At 66.1% G+C, this 15,606-nt stretch carries 18 protein-coding genes; 3 read left to right on the top strand and 15 right to left on the bottom strand.

From position 1 onward, the window contains the following. Window positions 1–2 precede the first annotated feature (2 nt). The 3 genes from pufL to pufC are packed head-to-tail and all read left to right on the top strand — an operon-like array spanning window position 3 to window position 2,960. Entirely contained in the window at window positions 3–848 is an 846-nt protein-coding gene (gene pufL, locus ACED18_RS18040; protein ID WP_377294840.1) for a photosynthetic reaction center subunit L, read from the top strand. Between the two features lie 13 nt (window positions 849–861). Beyond that, window positions 862–1,824: a photosynthetic reaction center subunit M gene (gene pufM / locus ACED18_RS18045; protein ID WP_377294842.1), complete on the top strand. Its 963-nt coding sequence runs from the start codon at window positions 862–864 to the stop codon at window positions 1,822–1,824. Between the two features lie 11 nt (window positions 1,825–1,835). Then, window positions 1,836–2,960, top strand: a complete 1,125-nt coding sequence (pufC, locus tag ACED18_RS18050) for a photosynthetic reaction center cytochrome PufC (RefSeq protein WP_377294844.1) — start codon at window positions 1,836–1,838, stop codon at window positions 2,958–2,960. A 225-nt stretch (window positions 2,961–3,185) separates the two neighbouring features. On the opposite strand, the gene ACED18_RS18055 is transcribed toward pufC, so the two are convergent. The 15 genes from ACED18_RS18055 to ACED18_RS18125 form a co-directional block, all read right to left on the bottom strand. Then, complete coding sequence (locus ACED18_RS18055; protein WP_377294846.1) at window positions 3,186–3,521, bottom strand: helix-turn-helix domain-containing protein; 336 nt, start codon at window positions 3,519–3,521, stop codon at window positions 3,186–3,188. Continuing rightward, complete coding sequence (locus ACED18_RS18060) at window positions 3,514–3,870, bottom strand: type II toxin-antitoxin system RelE/ParE family toxin (protein ID WP_377294848.1); 357 nt, start codon at window positions 3,868–3,870, stop codon at window positions 3,514–3,516. The genes ACED18_RS18055 and ACED18_RS18060 overlap by 8 nt, the downstream gene beginning before the upstream one ends. Window positions 3,871–4,034: 164 nt before the next feature. Next, the gene (gene idi, locus ACED18_RS18065; RefSeq protein ID WP_377294850.1) at window positions 4,035–4,586 is read right to left on the bottom strand and encodes an isopentenyl-diphosphate Delta-isomerase; all 552 of its coding nucleotides are present in this window, start codon (window positions 4,584–4,586) and stop codon (window positions 4,035–4,037) included. Between the two features lie 82 nt (window positions 4,587–4,668). After that, a complete protein-coding gene (hemA, locus tag ACED18_RS18070; RefSeq protein WP_377294852.1) occupies window positions 4,669–5,883 on the bottom strand; it encodes a 5-aminolevulinate synthase in 1,215 nt (404 codons plus the stop codon). A gap of 74 nt (window positions 5,884–5,957) precedes the next feature. Next, window positions 5,958–6,140 carry a DUF3623 family protein gene (locus tag ACED18_RS18075; protein ID WP_377294855.1) on the bottom strand — a complete coding sequence of 61 codons (183 nt, stop codon included), beginning with the start codon at window positions 6,138–6,140 and terminating at the stop codon, window positions 5,958–5,960. Continuing rightward, window positions 6,121–6,933, bottom strand: a complete 813-nt coding sequence (locus ACED18_RS18080; protein WP_377294857.1) for a DUF3623 family protein — start codon at window positions 6,931–6,933, stop codon at window positions 6,121–6,123. Before ACED18_RS18080 ends, ACED18_RS18075 begins: the two co-directional genes overlap by 20 nt. Before the next feature lie 6 nt (window positions 6,934–6,939). Beyond that, on the bottom strand, window positions 6,940–8,049 hold the full coding sequence (gene acsF, locus ACED18_RS18085; protein WP_377294859.1) for a magnesium-protoporphyrin IX monomethyl ester (oxidative) cyclase: 1,110 nt from the start codon (window positions 8,047–8,049) through the stop codon (window positions 6,940–6,942). Next, window positions 8,046–8,363, bottom strand: coding sequence for a hypothetical protein (locus ACED18_RS18090; protein WP_377294861.1), 318 nt, complete (start codon window positions 8,361–8,363; stop codon window positions 8,046–8,048). The genes acsF and ACED18_RS18090 overlap by 4 nt, the downstream gene beginning before the upstream one ends. Further along, window positions 8,360–8,854 (bottom strand): photosynthetic complex assembly protein PuhC, encoded by a 495-nt coding sequence (puhC, locus tag ACED18_RS18095; protein WP_377294863.1) that lies wholly within the window; start codon window positions 8,852–8,854, stop codon window positions 8,360–8,362. The genes ACED18_RS18090 and puhC overlap by 4 nt, the downstream gene beginning before the upstream one ends. Before the next feature lie 10 nt (window positions 8,855–8,864). After that, window positions 8,865–9,551, bottom strand: a complete 687-nt coding sequence (gene puhB, locus ACED18_RS18100; protein ID WP_377294865.1) for a photosynthetic complex putative assembly protein PuhB — start codon at window positions 9,549–9,551, stop codon at window positions 8,865–8,867. Then, a complete protein-coding gene (gene puhA / locus ACED18_RS18105; protein WP_377294867.1) occupies window positions 9,548–10,324 on the bottom strand; it encodes a photosynthetic reaction center subunit H in 777 nt (258 codons plus the stop codon). The genes puhB and puhA overlap by 4 nt, the downstream gene beginning before the upstream one ends. A gap of 24 nt (window positions 10,325–10,348) precedes the next feature. Continuing rightward, window positions 10,349–11,788 (bottom strand): BCD family MFS transporter, encoded by a 1,440-nt coding sequence (locus tag ACED18_RS18110; RefSeq protein WP_377294869.1) that lies wholly within the window; start codon window positions 11,786–11,788, stop codon window positions 10,349–10,351. Beyond that, window positions 11,785–12,513: a magnesium protoporphyrin IX methyltransferase gene (gene bchM, locus ACED18_RS18115; protein WP_377294871.1), complete on the bottom strand. Its 729-nt coding sequence runs from the start codon at window positions 12,511–12,513 to the stop codon at window positions 11,785–11,787. The genes ACED18_RS18110 and bchM overlap by 4 nt, the downstream gene beginning before the upstream one ends. A gap of 20 nt (window positions 12,514–12,533) precedes the next feature. Beyond that, on the bottom strand, window positions 12,534–13,466 hold the full coding sequence (gene bchL / locus ACED18_RS18120) for a ferredoxin:protochlorophyllide reductase (ATP-dependent) iron-sulfur ATP-binding protein (protein WP_377294873.1): 933 nt from the start codon (window positions 13,464–13,466) through the stop codon (window positions 12,534–12,536). Continuing rightward, on the bottom strand, window positions 13,463–15,606 hold a 2,144-nt coding region (locus ACED18_RS18125), incomplete at its 5' end, for a magnesium chelatase subunit H (RefSeq protein WP_377294875.1). The genes bchL and ACED18_RS18125, both read right to left, overlap by 4 nt.

The raw sequence follows: 15,606 nt of genomic DNA on the forward strand, positions 1-15,606 counted from the left end.
TGATGGCGCTGCTGAGTTTCGAACGCAAATACCGCGTGCGCGGCGGCACGCTGATCGGCGGCGACCTGTTCGATTTCTGGGTCGGGCCCTTCTATGTCGGCTTTTTCGGGGTCACCACGGCCTTCTTCGCCATCCTAGGCACGGCGCTGATCATTTACGGCGCCGCCATCGGCCCCACCTGGAACATCTGGCAGATCTCGATCGCGCCGCCCGATATTTCCTATGGCCTGGCGCTGGCGCCGCTGAAGGAAGGCGGGCTCTGGCAGATCATCACCGTCTGCGCGCTCGGCGCCTTCTCGTCCTGGGCGCTGCGCGAGGTGGAAATCTGCCGCAAGCTCGGCATGGGCTACCACGTGCCCTTCGCCTTTTCCTTCGCCATCCTCGCCTATACGACGCTGGTCGTCATCCGCCCGCTGCTGCTCGGCGCCTGGGGCTACGGCTTCCCCTACGGCATCTTCAGCCACCTCGACTGGGTGTCGAATGTCGGCTACCAGTATCTGCACTTCCACTACAATCCTGCCCACATGATCGCCGTGTCGTTCTTCTTCACGACGACCTTCGCGCTCTCGCTGCATGGCGGCCTCATCCTGTCGGCCGCCAATCCCGGCGCCTCGCGCGATGCGGCCGGCGAGCAGGCCGAGGTCAAGACGCCGGAATACGAAGACACCTTCTTCCGCGACATCATCGGCTACTCCATCGGCACGCTCGGCATCCACCGTCTGGGTCTGATCCTGGCGCTGAACGCCGGCTTCTGGAGCGCGGTCTGCATCGTCATCAGCGGCCCCTTCTGGAACCGCGGCTGGCCGGAATGGTGGAACTGGTGGCTCGAGCTGCCGATCTGGAAGTGAGGGGGAAGCCGTCATGGCGCAATATCAGAACATCATCACGCCGATCCAGATTTCAGGCCCGATCGAAGAGGGTATGCCGCTGCCGCGCGGCGACAGCCCCCGCACCGGCAAGGCCTTCTTCGTCCGGCTCTTCGGCATCATCGGCAATGCCCAGATCGGCCCGATCTATCTCGGCTATCTCGGCACGCTCTCGCTGGTCTTCGGCTTCATCGCCTTCGAGATCATCGGCCTCAACATGTTCGCCTCCGTCGGCTGGGATCCGATCCAGTTCGTGCGCCAGCTCTTCTGGCTGGGGCTGGAGCCGCCGCCGGCCAAATATGGGCTGAAAGTTCTCCCGCCGCTGGCCGAAGGCGGCTGGTGGCTGATCGCCGGCTTCTTCCTGACCCTGTCCGTCATCCTGTGGTGGGTGCGCATCTACCGCCGCGCCCGGCAACTGGAACTCGGCATGCATGTGGCCTGGGCCTTTGCCGCCGCCATCTGGCTCTTCCTGGTGCTCGGCTTCATCCGCCCGCTCCTGATGGGCAACTTCTCCGAGGCCGTGCCCTTCGGCATCTTCCCGCATCTCGACTGGACCGCCGCCTTCTCGATCCGCTACGGCAATCTCTACTACAACCCGTTCCACTGCCTCTCGATCGTCTTCCTCTATGGTTCCGTGCTGCTCTTTGCCATGCACGGGGCGACGATCCTGGCCGTCGGCAAATATGGCGGCGAGCGCGAGTTGGAGCAGATCACCGACCGCGGCACGGCCTCAGAGCGCGCCGCCCTCTTCTGGCGCTGGACCATGGGCTTCAACGCCACGATGGAATCGGTTCACCGCTGGGCCTGGTGGTTCGCGATCCTGACGCCGCTGACGGGCGGCATCGGCATCCTGCTGACCGGAACGGTCGTCGACAACTGGTACCTCTGGGGCGTCAATCACGGCCTCGTCTCGCCGCTGCCGCGCCTGTGGCCCGGCGTCGTCGATCCCGCATTGTAAGGAGAACGACGATGAAACTCTGGATTCCCTTCGCCGTCTCCGCCGGGACGCTTCTGGCCATTGCAAGCTTCGTCGGTGCCGGCTGGGATGCGCCTCCGGTGGAATCGACCCAGCTCGGCTATCGCGGCACGGGCATGGTCATTCACCGCGACATCGAGACCCAGGAGGCGCTGAAGGCGGCCAACGTCGTGCCCGACCCGCCATGGGTGCCCGATCCCTCCGGCGAAAAGGCCAAGAACATCTACCAGAACGTCCAGGTTCTGGGCGAGCTTTCGGATGACCAGTTCAACCAGGTCATGGCCGCCATCACCTCCTGGATCGCACCGGCCGAGCAGGGCTGCAACTACTGCCACAATCCGGAAAACATGGCCTCCGACGAGCACTACACCAAGGTCGTGGCGCGCCGCATGATCCAGATGACGCAGGCGATCAACGTGGACTGGAAGCCACATGTGGGCGCCACCGGCGTCACCTGCTACACCTGCCACCGCGGCAATGCGGTACCCGCACAGGTGTGGAGTGCAAGCCTCGAGCCGAAGCCGGCCGGCAACATGACGCAGGATCGCGGTGGCCAGAATGTCGCCTCCGCGCTGGCCGGCAACACCTCGCTGCCGCAGAATGCGCTCGCTGCCTATCTGCTCGGCGACGAGCCGATCCGCGTCCACGCCACCACGGCGCTGCCGAGCGGCACGTCGACGGCGGGCACCAAGGAGACGGAAAAGACCTGGTCGCTGATGATCCACATGTCGGAATCGCTCGGCGTCAACTGCGTCACCTGCCACAATTCCCGCGCCTTCAACGACTGGGACCAGAGTCCGCCGCAGCGCGTCACCGCCTGGCACGGCATCCGCATGGCGCGTGACATCAATGCCAACTACATCACGGGTCTCGCCCCGGTCTTCCCCGCCAACCGCAAGGGACCGGAAGGCGACGTGCTGAAGGTCGGCTGCTTTACCTGCCACAACGGCGTACAGAAACCGCTCTATGGCGTCTCCATGCTCAAGGACTATGTGGACGCACTGGGCAAGAAGAGCGACACGGCCGTGCCCGACTATACGAAATACGAGCCCGGCAAGACCCAGGTCATGGGCGCCAACGGCCCGACGACCCTGCCGGCGCCGGCCGCGACCAACTGACCGGCTGCACGAAAACGCGACAACGACGGCCGCGCCCTGCAACTGCAGGCGCGGCCGTTGTTATTGGTGGGGGAGCTTCTTTTTCGGATGACGACCAATCATCCATCTCAGCAGTGCAGAAAAGTAAGCCACCTCTGCGTTATACTGAATTGTCGATTTTTAGTATAACGAGCGATCCTCACGCTGAGCCACGATCTGTCGCAGACGTGCCGAAGCATGCCCAGGTCAGACGGAGTTCACGCCGCGGGCTCCAATTGTCGGGAATTCGACTCGGGTAGCGTTCCCGTCGGGCGTCTTCAGCACGATCTCGACAGCGCCGCCCATGGACTGCATGTAGCGGACGATTGACGAGAGCCGGACGTCCTCCGCGCTTTCGATCTTCGATACGGTATTCTGGGTCATACCCGCCCGGAGTGCTACGTCCTGCTGAGTAGCATGCATCGCCTTGCGTACTTCGGCCAGCGCCTTGCCCAGCCGTCGTCCCTCGCGTTTCGCGTCCAGTCGCGCCTGCACGTCAGCCGGCAGTTCCGCCCGCATCGTGTTCCAGTCCGGACTATCCATTGCCCTTCTCCTTTAGCCAGGCCTTGAAACGCAGGTCGGCCTTTTCGATCAACTGCCTGTAAAAGCGGGTTTGGGTCATGCCCTGCTTCTCGCCACCGCACAGAATGATTGCTGTCTGAGATGGATCGAAGGCGAAAGCAAACCGCCAGACCTGCCTGTCATGCCGGACGCGGATTTCCTTCATGTTTGCATGGATCGATCCGACAAGCGTATCAACGTCCGGTCGGCCCAGAAACGGGCCTTCATCTTCGAGATGGTCGAGCACCTCCCCGACACGCTCTTTCAGTCGCATGTCCAGCGCTTTCCATTCAGGAACGAAGTCCGGGTGGAAACGGATCGTATACGTCACGCCATTTCCTCGTAATATATACAAAAAGATATAATTCGCAACCGAGTGCCGAAAGCTCGGCCCACTCGGGTGAAGGCAACGATAACAGCTAAGCACGCATTGAGAAGACAGGGCGATCGTCGGCAAAATGAAATCTGCCGGCAATCAGCCTTGCATCCCGCCCCTTACCCCGCCAGGCGGGTCGGCGGGAAATGCAGGCCGGGGAAGCGGGTGAGGTAGATGCGCAGCCAGGGGGTGAAGTGTTCCGGGCTCGCGGTGATCTCGTCGATGAGGTCATCGCGGGTGACCCAGCGGGTCTCGGAGACTTCGGCCGGGTCCGGGTGGATCTCAAGCGTCTGCCGGTCGGCAACCGCGCTGAAGAGGGTGACGCGCTCGTGCTCGCTGAGGCCATTGCCGACATCGGCGGCGTAATCGACGGTGGCGTGGCGGGCGAGCGGCAGTGTGAAGCCGAGTTCCTCCGTCAGCCGGCGGCCGGCGGCGGCCTCCAGCGTCTCGCGCCAGTGCGGGTGCGTGCAGCAGGTGTTGGCCCAAAGCCCGCCACAGTGATATTTCGCCGCCGCCCGGCGCTGCAGCAGCAGGTGCTCGCCGTCGAAGACGAAGACCGAGACGGCCAGATGCAGCTGCCCGTCCACATGCGCCTTCATCTTCTCGATCGGATAGAGCGCGCCGTCGCCGGCAACGGCGGGGATGATGACGGGGGCTTGCGGGCGGGGCATGCTCTGTTCTTTCGTTTCATTGTCCGCGAGGCGAGGGCCGCTGATGGCCCTCATACCCCTCTTTGCGGCAAAAGGCCAAATCTCAGGCGACGTGGCGGGCGAGTGCGCATTGCGACCAGAGCGAACAGAGCGCTTCGGCCAGATGGTGGATGTCGGCATCGCTGTGCAGCGGCGTCGGCGTAATGCGCAGCCGCTCCGTGCCGACGGCGACTGTCGGATAGTTGATCGGCTGCACGTAGATGCCGAAATCATTGAGCAGCACGTCGGAGATCCATTTGCACTTGGCGGCATTGCCGACCATGACGGGCACGATGTGGCTGGGATTGGCCATATGCGGAATGCCGCGCCGATCGAGGGCCGCGCGCACTTTGGCGACGGCTGCGCGGTGCTGTTCGCGCTCCACCTGGCTTTCCTTCAGATGCCGGATCGAGGCCGTGGCGGCGGCGGCCAGCGCCGGCGGAATGGCGGTGGTGAAGATGAAGCCCGATGCGAACGAGCGGACGAAATCGACCAGCGTCGCCGAGGCCGCGATATAGCCGCCCATGACGCCATAGGCCTTGCCGAGTGTGCCCTCGATCACGGTCAGGCGATGCATCAGCCCTTCGCGGGCCGCGACACCGTCGCCGCGCGGGCCGTACATGCCCACCGCATGCACCTCGTCGAGATAGGTCATCGCCCCGAACTGGTCGGCGACATCGCAGATCTCGCGGATCGGCGAGATATCGCCATCCATGGAGTAGACGGACTCGAAGGCCACCAGCTTCGGCGCGGCCGGATCGTCGGCGGCCATCAGCTCGCGCAGGTGGCGGTAGTCGTTGTGGCGGAAGATGCGGCGCGTGCAGCCCGATGCGCGGATGCCCTCGATCATTGAGGCATGGTTCAGCGCATCGGAATAGACGATGATGCCGGGGATTTTCGACAAGAGCGTGCCGAGTGCCGCCCAGTTGGAGACGTAGCCGGAGGTAAAGATCAGCGCCGCTTCCTTGCCGTGCAGGTCGGCCAGTTCGCGCTCCAGGAGCACATGGTGGTGGTTGGAGCCGGAGATGTTGCGGGTGCCGCCGGCACCGGCGCCGCATTTGCGGATGATCTCGATCATGCGGTCGGTGACGATGGGGTTCTGGCCCATGCCGAGATAGTCGTTGGAGCACCAGACGGTGACCTCGCCGACCCCCTCGGCCGTGTGGATGCTGGCTTTGGGAAACGCCGTGCACTGGCGTTCGAGCTCCGCGAAGACGCGATAATTGCCGGCGGTTCGCAGCTCATCGAGAGCCCCTGCCATGTGCTGGTTGACGTCCATCTGCCTTTCCTCCCCTGTCATGTCCTGACCGTCTCCCGCCATCGGCCTGCTGGCATGGCGGATATGCGGTTTCATCAAAGTCGTTCTGCCCTTGCCTCGGCCACCGGAACGGCGGTCGTCTGCGTCTTCGTCTCCCGCGCCGCCACCAGGACGGCGGGCGCCACCTCGGCCTTGCCGCGCGGCATGGCCCAGCGCCACAGCGCCGTATCCGACACCGGCAGCACGAGGATCAGATGTTCAAGAATGGCGAGCGCCATGAAGCTCGCCAGAAGAATGTGTCCGACCAGCGAATGGGCGTCGCTGGCACTCATCGCGCCGATCACCAGCACCGCGAACATGCCCGTCGCCGCCGCCATGAGAAGCGGGAAGATCGGCGCGATGCGGTCGGTCTTGAANCGAATGGGCGTCGCTGGCACTCATCGCGCCGATCACCAGCACCGCGAACATGCCCGTCGCCGCCGCCATGAGAAGCGGGAAGATCGGCGCGATGCGGTCGGTCTTGAAATAGGTCTTGAGATGCGCGATCGGCCGCGGCATCAGCTCGCTGACGGCATGTGGCGCGCCGAGAAAGATCAGAAGCTTGGCCGAGATGCGCATGCCCCAGAGCAGGCTGAAAGTGGCAAGCCCGAAGCGGTTGTCGGCGCCATGCAGGAGGAGGTAGAGGCCAAGCGCGGTGACGAGGATGGCGATCTCGTGGTCGCAGACCGCCTCGAAAGCGGCCTTGAAACGGCCCATGCCCGTCAGCCCCGGCGGGCAGTCGCCCGTGCGCCGGCCCGTCAGCGCACCCGTGAGGAACGCCGCCTCGTGCCAGGCCCAGACGAGCAGTGCGCCGAAGAAGCCGGCATAGGAGCCGAGCGGCGTGCGCTCCGCGCCGCCGAATACCATCAGCACCACGCCCATGCCGCCGGCCAGCGTCATCAACGGCATCACATGCCAGGCCCGCCAGCCGCCCCGCTCCGTGCGGTTGACCATGGCCAGCACCAGCCCGGTGGAGAGCCACCAGACGCCGATGGCGACGAGGACGACGACGAGCGGGTGCGAAAAGGCCATGACCGCCTACCAGACCGGCTGCAGGCGGGAGGTGGCGGGAATGGTGTTCTCCTTGGTCGGGATCGCATACATGCGCACGAAATTGGCGGCGGCGGCGAGCGTCCAGACCGTCTTGCGCAGCCGCCCGCCGATACCGCCCGCCTGCGTGGCCGCGATCATCTTGCGGTTGATGCGCTCCATGCGGCGGAAGCCGGCGCGCATGGCGGGATTGTCAAGGTCGAGCACCAGCGGGAAGCACTGGCGCGAGATTTCCGATGTCAGGCGGAAGACGCGCATGTCGTAATCGTCGATGTCGACGCCGAGCGCGGCGTGGAAGGCCGGGCGCATGTGGTCGCGCACATACATGGTGGCGAAGACGGCGAGCAGAAAGAACTTGATCCAGTAGCGGTTGATGCCCTGCATCAGCTTCTTGTCGGAGCGGATGATCAGCGAGAAGGCCTCGCCGTGGGAGAACTCGTCATTGCACCACTCGCGGAACCACTTGAAGATCGGGTGGAAGCGCTGTTCGGGGTGCTTTTCCAGATGCCGGAAGATGGTGATGTAGCGGGCGTAGCCGATCTTCTCGGAGAGGTAGGTGGCGTAATAGATGAACTTCGGCTTGAAGAAGGTGTATTTCTTCGCTTTCGCAAGGAAGCCCATGTTCACGCCGATGCCGAATTCCTTCAGCGCATCGTTGATGAAGCCGGCATGGCGGGATTCGTCACGGCTCATATAGCCGAAGAGCTCGCAGATCTCCTGGTTCTTGCCGCGCCGCTTCATCTCCTTGTAGAGCACGCAGCCGGAAAATTCCGAGGTGAGCGAGGAGACAAGGAAGTCGATGAACTCCTCGCGCAGACCATCGGGAAGGGCGTCGATATCGATGTCTTCCCACTCGGCATTGCGCTTGAAGTGGCCGCGGTTCGGGTCGCTCTTCATCTGCGCGATCAAAACGTCCCATTCGGCGCGGACGGGCTCGACATTGATCCGGTCCATCTCCTCGAAATCGGTCGTGTAGAAGCGCGGCGTCAGCATGGTGGAGACCAGCGCGCTGCGGGTCGTGTCGTTGACGCCGGCAAGGCGGTCCTCGATCGCCGGTTCGTGGTCCTGGAGATCGCTGGTGGAAACGTGGTTGTTCATGACAGGGCCCTTTCCGTGAAGCTGAATTCGCACAGTTCCATCATGTCGAAATCGCCGGTGGCGCGGGTAAAGGCCCGCTCCAGCGCGCCGGCCCGTGTGATCGTCGCCTTGCGGCGGAAGCTTTTGCACTGGCCATAGGGGATCTGCACCGGCGCGCCGTGCACCTGCACCTCGTCGCCGGGATGCACGATGACGCCATTGTCGAAGCGCAGATGCGCGCCGAGCGCCTCGAAGGTGTTGTTGATCTCCACGGTGCAGTCGACGGTCTCGCGTCGGCGCATCAGGGCAAAGAGCGCGGAAAGCGGTGACATCATTGGCGGGATCCTCCTTGGTTGCCGAGGAGCGCGGCAAAGGCTGCCGCATTGTCCCGGCCGAATGCTTCAAGCGTGATGCGTTCGCCCGTCGCCGTATCCGACAGGCTGACATGGCCGCTTTCCCAGCGGATGAGGCGATAGGGTGTTTCGACCGGCACGGCCGAGATCTGGCGCATGCGCTCGAACGCGCGCAGCGAACCGCGCACGAAGCCGCCGGTATCGGCCGCATAGGACGCGATCGTCTCGCCGGTCACGGCATCGGTGACGGTCACCACGTCGCCAGCGGCCCGGCCGAGCACGATGTCGCGCACGGCGACCGCCCGGCCATTGTCCACCCGGACCACGCCGTGGCCCGTCGTCTGGCCGAAAAGCACCGCGCCGGTCGCAAAGAGGAGCAGGCCGATGGCGGCGGCGATCAGCGGCGCGGGGATGCGCGCGGTCTTGCCGGGGCGGCGCTTGTCGAGATAGCCCAGGCTGAGGGCGGAACTCATGGGAGGCCTCCTATTCCGCCGCCGCGGCATGGCCGCCGGGCAGGTAGTCGGGAGAAGCGGCAACCGGCGCCACAGGGCGGGCAACACCCGCACCGGCGGGGCTGTTGCGGTAGGCGACCACGGCGCGCGCCAGGATTTCGGCGACACCGGCCGCGTCCTCCAGGCAGATCAGCGCCGGCTGCGGCTCGGAAAAGCGCCAGCCGCGCACATGCGGCCACTGCACGAGCCAGGACAGCTTGTGCCCGGGCAGGAGGGCAACCGCGATCGTGCCGCCGCGTTTTCCGCGTTCGGCCATGGAGACGGCGTTGATCTGCCGGTAGGGCAGGTTCAGCGTCATGGAGAGCGCCACGCCGAAGCGCATCACGAGACGCTCCGTGGTGATGGTGTAGAGCGTGGTGCGCTCCACACCCCAGGCGAAGAGCTCAACGAGGCCGATCAGGAGGGCGCCGATCGCCGTCAGCACCGCGACCGCAAAGAGGATGCCGCCGACCGGCTGGCCATCCGAGAGGCCGGCCGCGATGGCCCAGAGGGCGAGAACCACGAAATAGGCGGCGAGGTAGATGTTCTTCAGGCTGTGGCGGGCCACCAGCCGGGTGCTGGGACGCCCCTGCCAGAGAATGCGCTCCCCGGCCGGAAGCTGGCCCGGCAGGCCCGGAACCGGCTCGATCTCATGCTCGCGGACGACGAACTGTTTCACAGCAGCGGCTCCTGTCTGTCGCCGGTCGCGTAGAGGAGGCCCGCGCCGAAATAGGCGACGACACGGTCTTCCTCGCGCAGCGTGATCGTCTCCGGCGCGGCGGTCGCCGGCACGTCGGCGAACTGGGCGGCGGTGATGGCGTGGACATAGAGCTGGCGGCGGCCACGCACGGTCTGGAAGACGACGAAATTGTTGGGCAGCAGCACGCTGCGGCCGCCATCGGCCAGCGTCACCTCGTAGTAGCGCAGGAGCTGTTCGGAGCGATCGACCCAGACATCGGTGACCGTGCCGGCATCGCGCCGGTCGCAGCCGACGACCGCAAGGCCGCGCGGATCCTTCTGCCCCTCGGCGATGCCGAAGCCTTCGGCCACCCTGAGCGGCACGATGCGGGCATCGCCATGGGCGGTCATGTCGGGACGCTCGGCGCGTTCCGCCCAGGAGCCCGGCCCGACACCGGCCAGCAGCGGATTGCCGACCGGCTCGATCGGTGAGCCCGGGGCTTTGGCGATCCGGCGAGCGGAGAGGGGGCGCGTGTCACGCACGAAATCCGGCACGGCATGCGTGCCCTGGCCGTGCGGCAGGATGAAGGTCTTCTTCGGCGGAACGAAGAGGAAGGGGTGCTTGTTGTAGCGGCCCGTCGCGTCTTCCTCCAGCGGATAGCCCTCGCGGCGATCCTCCTGGCGCAGATACCAGACGAGCCCGGCAAAGAAGAGCCAGAAGGCGTAGAGCACCACCTGCGCCACATCCATGCTGCCGACGAGAGATCCGGTCATGTAAGCCTCCCCAAATGATGGCGGTCAGCCGGGCATGTCTGCCAGGCCGAAACGGGTTTCATTGCGTTCATGCGAGCCAGTGCGGGCGCCACACAGGGGGCCGATCACCGCAAGGCAGAAAAACAGAAGGACGATCTCCAGCCCGTAGACGACGAGATAGCCCGAGGCAGGCGTCAGCAGCGCCGTTCCCAGCGCGCCGGAGAGCGCCAGCGCATTGACGACATTCTTGATGAAGCCGGCGAGAAGCAGGGCCGTGCCAATCGCAGTCGCCTGCACCGCGCCCCAGGCGCCGACGACGACGCCGCTGTCGGCCCGGCGCGACACCGCCATGGCGGCGAGCAGCGTGCCAACCGAGAAGAGCCCGTTGCCGAGCCCGATGGCGGCCGCGCCCACGTAGAAGAGGCCGTCAAAGGCCATGGGCTCTGCGAAGATGATGGCGCTGAAGGCGGCGATGCCGATGAGCAGGCCGCGTGCGGCGATGCGGTGCACCTCGCCGCCGCGCTGCAGGCTGCGGGCCGCCAGCGTGAAGCCGACCATGGCGCCGGCCGCCCACAGGCCCGTCAGCAGCGTCGTGCGTCCCACCGGCATGCCGAGGATCTCACCGCCATAGGGTTCGAGCAGGATGTCCTGCATGGAAAAGGCCATGGAACCGATGGCGACGGCGACGAGTAGGCGGGTGACGCCGGCATCGCTGCGATAGGCGGCGAGCGCCTCGAAGAAGCCGGGCACCTTGCGGTCGGCGGCGGTCAGGCGCGGATTGCGCGCCTCCTGCTTCCACATGGCGATGACATTGAGCGCGAGCGTCAGCACCGCCGTGCCCTGGATGACCTGGATAAGCTGCATGGCCGTGAAATCGGTGAGCGCGACGCTGTAGAAGGCCGAGGCCGCCATCATGCCGGCGAGCAGCATGAGGTAGAGGAGGGCAACGACGCGCGGGCGTTTGTCTTCGGGCGCCAGGTCGCTTGCGAGCGCCAGCCCCGCCGTCTGCGCCATGTGCAGGCCGAAGCCGCAGAGCAGGAAGGCAAGCGAAGCGCCGGCCGCGCCCGCCCATTCCGGCCCGACCGTCTGGGATTGCAGGAGAAGCAGCGCAAACGGCATGATGGCGAGGCCGCCGAACTGCAGCATGCTGCCCATCCAGACATAGGGCACGCGCCGCCAGCCGAGCACGGAGCGGTAGGTGTCGGAGCGGTAGCCGAAGAACAGCCGCAGGGGTGCGGCGAGCACGGGAATGGCGATGACGGCGGAGACGAGCGCCACGGGCACGCCGAGTTCCACGATCAGCACGCGGTTCAGCGTGCCGTTGAGCAGCACCATGATGCAGCCGGCTGAGACCTGGAAGAGCGCCAGACGCAGGAGCCGCCCGAGCGGAAGATCGACCGTCGCGGCATCGGCGAACGGCAGGAAGCGCGTGCCGAGCTTCTGCCAGACCGTGACGAGCCTGCGATGGGCGAGGATCCGGCTCATGGGCGCGTCACCTCCATGGCCTGCGAGGTATAAAAGCCGATCGAGACGCGCGCGCTGCGCCCACCCGCCCAGCCGGCCATCTCGGGACGGCTGACGAGGCCGGAGACGAGATGCTCGGGCGCGACCGGATAGAGGGCAGGGGCGCGGTTGCCGCGCGGAAAGACCCGGCCGGCCGCGAGCATCGCGCGCAGCAGCCGCGATCCCGGCGCCAGCGTGAAGAGCAGCGTGTGGGAGGTGCGCCCCGCCATGCGTTCGAGGATGCGGGTCGCATCGGCAGCGCGGTAGTGGATCAGCACATCCATGGCGATGATGGCGTCGAAGCTGCCATGGCGGGGATCGAGCATGTCGCCGCTTTCGAAGCGCAGGCTCCCCGGCCGGCCACCCATGGCTTTGACGGCCGCTTCGCCGCGCTCGCGGGCGTGCTCCACCATCTGCGCGGAGAGATCGACGCCCAGCACATCCGCGCCGCGCGCCAGAAGCTCCAGCGACATGACGCCCGAGCCGCAGCCGGCATCGAGGATGCGCCAGCCGGACAGATCCTGCGGCAGCCAGTCGAGCAGCGTGGCGCGCATCGTGTCGCGGCCGCGGCGCACCGTGGCGCGAATGCCGCCGACCGGCTCGGTGCTGGTCAGCCGCTTCCAGGCATCCAGCGCCGTGCGATCGAAATAGTGCTCGATCTCCCCGGTGCGGCGCCTGTAATCGGCGATGTGGTCGGCATGGCTCATGTCGGTCTGCTTTCCTGTTCTCACTCGAAACCGAGAAAATCGAAGATCTGCCGGTCCTTCATCGGCTCGGCCGAAAGGCCGGGCACGCCGGCCCAGAGCCGCTCGGCGAGCTGCATGTATTCCTGCTGGATCGCCACGATCTCCGGGCTGTCGCCCATCTCGAAGAGCGTGCTTTTCTTCAGGCGGCTGAGGCGCACATGGTCGGAATCCGGCACATGGGCGAGGCGGGTGAGGCCGATCGCGGCATTGTAGCGGTCGATCTGGTCGGTCTCGCGCGAGCGGTTGGCAATCACGCCGCCGAGGCGCACGTCGTAGTTCTTCGCCTTCGCCTTGATGGCCGAGACGATGCGGTTCATCGCGAAGATGGAATCGAAATCGTTGGCGGCGACCACCACGGCCCGCTCGGCATGCTGGAGCGGCGCGGCAAAGCCGCCGCAGACGACATCGCCCAACACGTCGAAGATCACGACGTCGGTATCATCGAGCAGGTGATGCTCCTTCAGGAGCTTCACCGTCTGCCCCACCACATAGCCGCCGCAGCCCGTGCCGGCCGGCGGACCGCCCGCCTCGATGCACTGCACGCCATTATAGCCCGCGACCACGTAATCCTCGGGCCGCAGCTCCTCGGTGTGGAAATCGGCCTTTTCCAAGACGTCGATGACGGTCGGGATCAGGCTCTTCGTCAGGGTGAAGGTGCTGTCATGCTTGGGGTCGCAGCCGATCTGCAGCACGCGCTTGCCGAGCTTGGAAAAGGCCACCGAGAGATTGGACGAGGTGGTGGACTTGCCGATGCCGCCCTTGCCGTAGATGGCGAAGACCTTGGCGCCGTCGAGTTCGGCCGTGGGGTCGAGATGGACCTGCACGCTGCCTTCCCCGTCTTCGCCCCGGCCGAGCGCGGCGGCCTTTAGCCGAAGATCCCGCTCGCTGGTCTTGGGGTGGGTGAAGATGTTCATTGGGCAGCCTCCCTGACCAGGCCTTCCAGCCGGTCTTCCAGTTCCTCGCCGGCCAGGCGCAGCGCCTCCAGCGTTTCGGCATCCGGCTCCCAGAAGCGGCGCTCCTGGGCTTCGATGAGGCGTGACGCGACCTTGGCCGCCGCCGCCGGATTGAGCGCGGCAAGACGCCGGCGCATGTCGGGGTCGAGCATGAAGGTCTCTGTCATCTGCTGGTAGACCCAGGGCTCCACGCCCCCCGTCGTCGCCGACCAGCCGAGCGTGTTGGTCACCTGCGCCTCAATGTGGCGCACGCCCTCGTAGCCGTGCTTCAGCATGCCCTCGAACCATTTGGGGTTCAGCGTGCGGGTGCGGGCCTCCAGCGCCACCTGTTCGCCGAGCGTGCGCACCTTGCCCTCGCCCTGCGTCTGGTCGGAGATGAAGACCGGCAGCGTGGTCTCGCCGCGCGCCTTCATGACGGCCCGCGTCAGCCCGCCCAGCGTGTCGAAGTAATGTTCGATGGTGGTGACGCCGACCTCGACGGAATCGAGGTTCTGATAGGCCATGTCGACGCCGCCGAGCACGGCATCCAGCACCGCGGCCTGCTGGCTCGTCTTGCCCTTGCTGTCGATGGCGAAGCTCTTGCGGCTCGTATAGGTGTCGGCGATCTCCTCGTCGTCGGTCCAGGCCGAGGAGGCGATCAGCATGTTGACATTGGCGCCATAGGCGCCGTTCGCATTGGAAAAGACGCGGTAGGCGGCCGCCTCGACATCGCAGCCATGGGCACTCGCGTAAGCGAGCGCATGCTTGCGGATGAAGTTCATCTCCACCGGCTCGTCGGCCAGCGCCGCAAGGCTGCTCGCCTCCGCCAGCATGCTCGCCTGGATCGGCAGGAGGTCGCGGAAGATGCCGGACAGCGTCATGACGGCATCGATGCGCGGCCGCTTCAGCTCTTCCAGCGGGATGAGCACCGCGCCGCAGACGCGGTTATAGGCATCGAGCCGGGGCCTGGCGCCCATCAGGGCCATGGCCTGGGCGAGCGGCGCGCCGCCGGTCTTGAGATTATCCGTGCCCCAGAGTACGACCGCCACCGTTTCCGGCAGGCGCCCCTCGGTCTTCAGGAACCGGTCGAGCACGCGCGCGGCCTGCCGCTCGCCATCCTGCACGGCATAGGCGCTCGGAATGCCGAAGGGATCGAAGCCGTGGATGTTGCGGCCGGTGGGCAGGAGGTCCGGGGTGCGCAGGAGGTCGCCGGAGGGCGAGGGCGGCACGAAGCGGCCGTCCAGCGCCCAGACGAGGCCATCGAGTTCGCGGTTGTCGGCGAGGTTCGCATTGAGACGCACGAGGCCTGCCACGCGCTCCCTGAGCGCACCGTCGGCGCCCGACAGGAGGGTTGCAAGCGCCAGTTCGTCACCCTCGGCAATCGCCTCGGCGATGGCGGGAAGGGCAGGGCTCGTCTCGCCCATGCCTGCGGCCACATGCTCGATCATGTCGCGCCGGGCGTCGCGCCCCATGCCACGCCCGGCCACATGCAGGCCGTCGGGGATCAGCGCATATTCCAGCTCGGTGATGGCGGTAACGAGGTGGCGGACCAGCGCATCGTCGCTGTCGATGGGGGTGGCGGGCGAAAGATCCAGCGCCTCGGCCTCGGCGCTGATGAGATCGACGAGCCGCTGGCGCTCGGCCAGCGCATCCGGCGGCGTGGTGCGGTAACGCTCCAGGCTCGCCTTCAGCGCGGCCAGCCCCTTGTAGAGCCCGGCATGGGTGACGGGCGGGGTGAGGTAGGAGACGAGCGTCGCGGCCGAGCGGCGCTTGGCGATCGAGCCTTCCGACGGGTTGTTGGCGGCGTAGAAATAGAAGTTGGGCAGGTCGCGGATCAGCCGGTCCGGCCAGCAGGTGGCGGAAAGGCCGGTCTGCTTGCCCGGCATGAATTCCAGCGCGCCATGAGTGCCGAAATGCAGCACGGCATGGGCGGCGAAGGTGTCGCGCAGATAGGTGTAGAAGGCGGCAAAGGCATGGTTCGGCGCAAAGCCGCCCTCGAAGAGCAGCCGCATCGGATCGCCCTCGTAACCGAAGGAGGGCTGCAGCGCGACGAGCACATTGCCGAACTGGCGGCCGAGCACGAAGATGCCGCGCCCGTTGGAAAGGATGCGGCCCGGCGCCG

The sequence above is a fragment of the Rhizobium sp. SG2393 genome (assembly GCF_042610495.1).
In the GTDB taxonomy this organism is placed as follows: Bacteria; Pseudomonadota; Alphaproteobacteria; order Rhizobiales; family Rhizobiaceae; genus RU20A.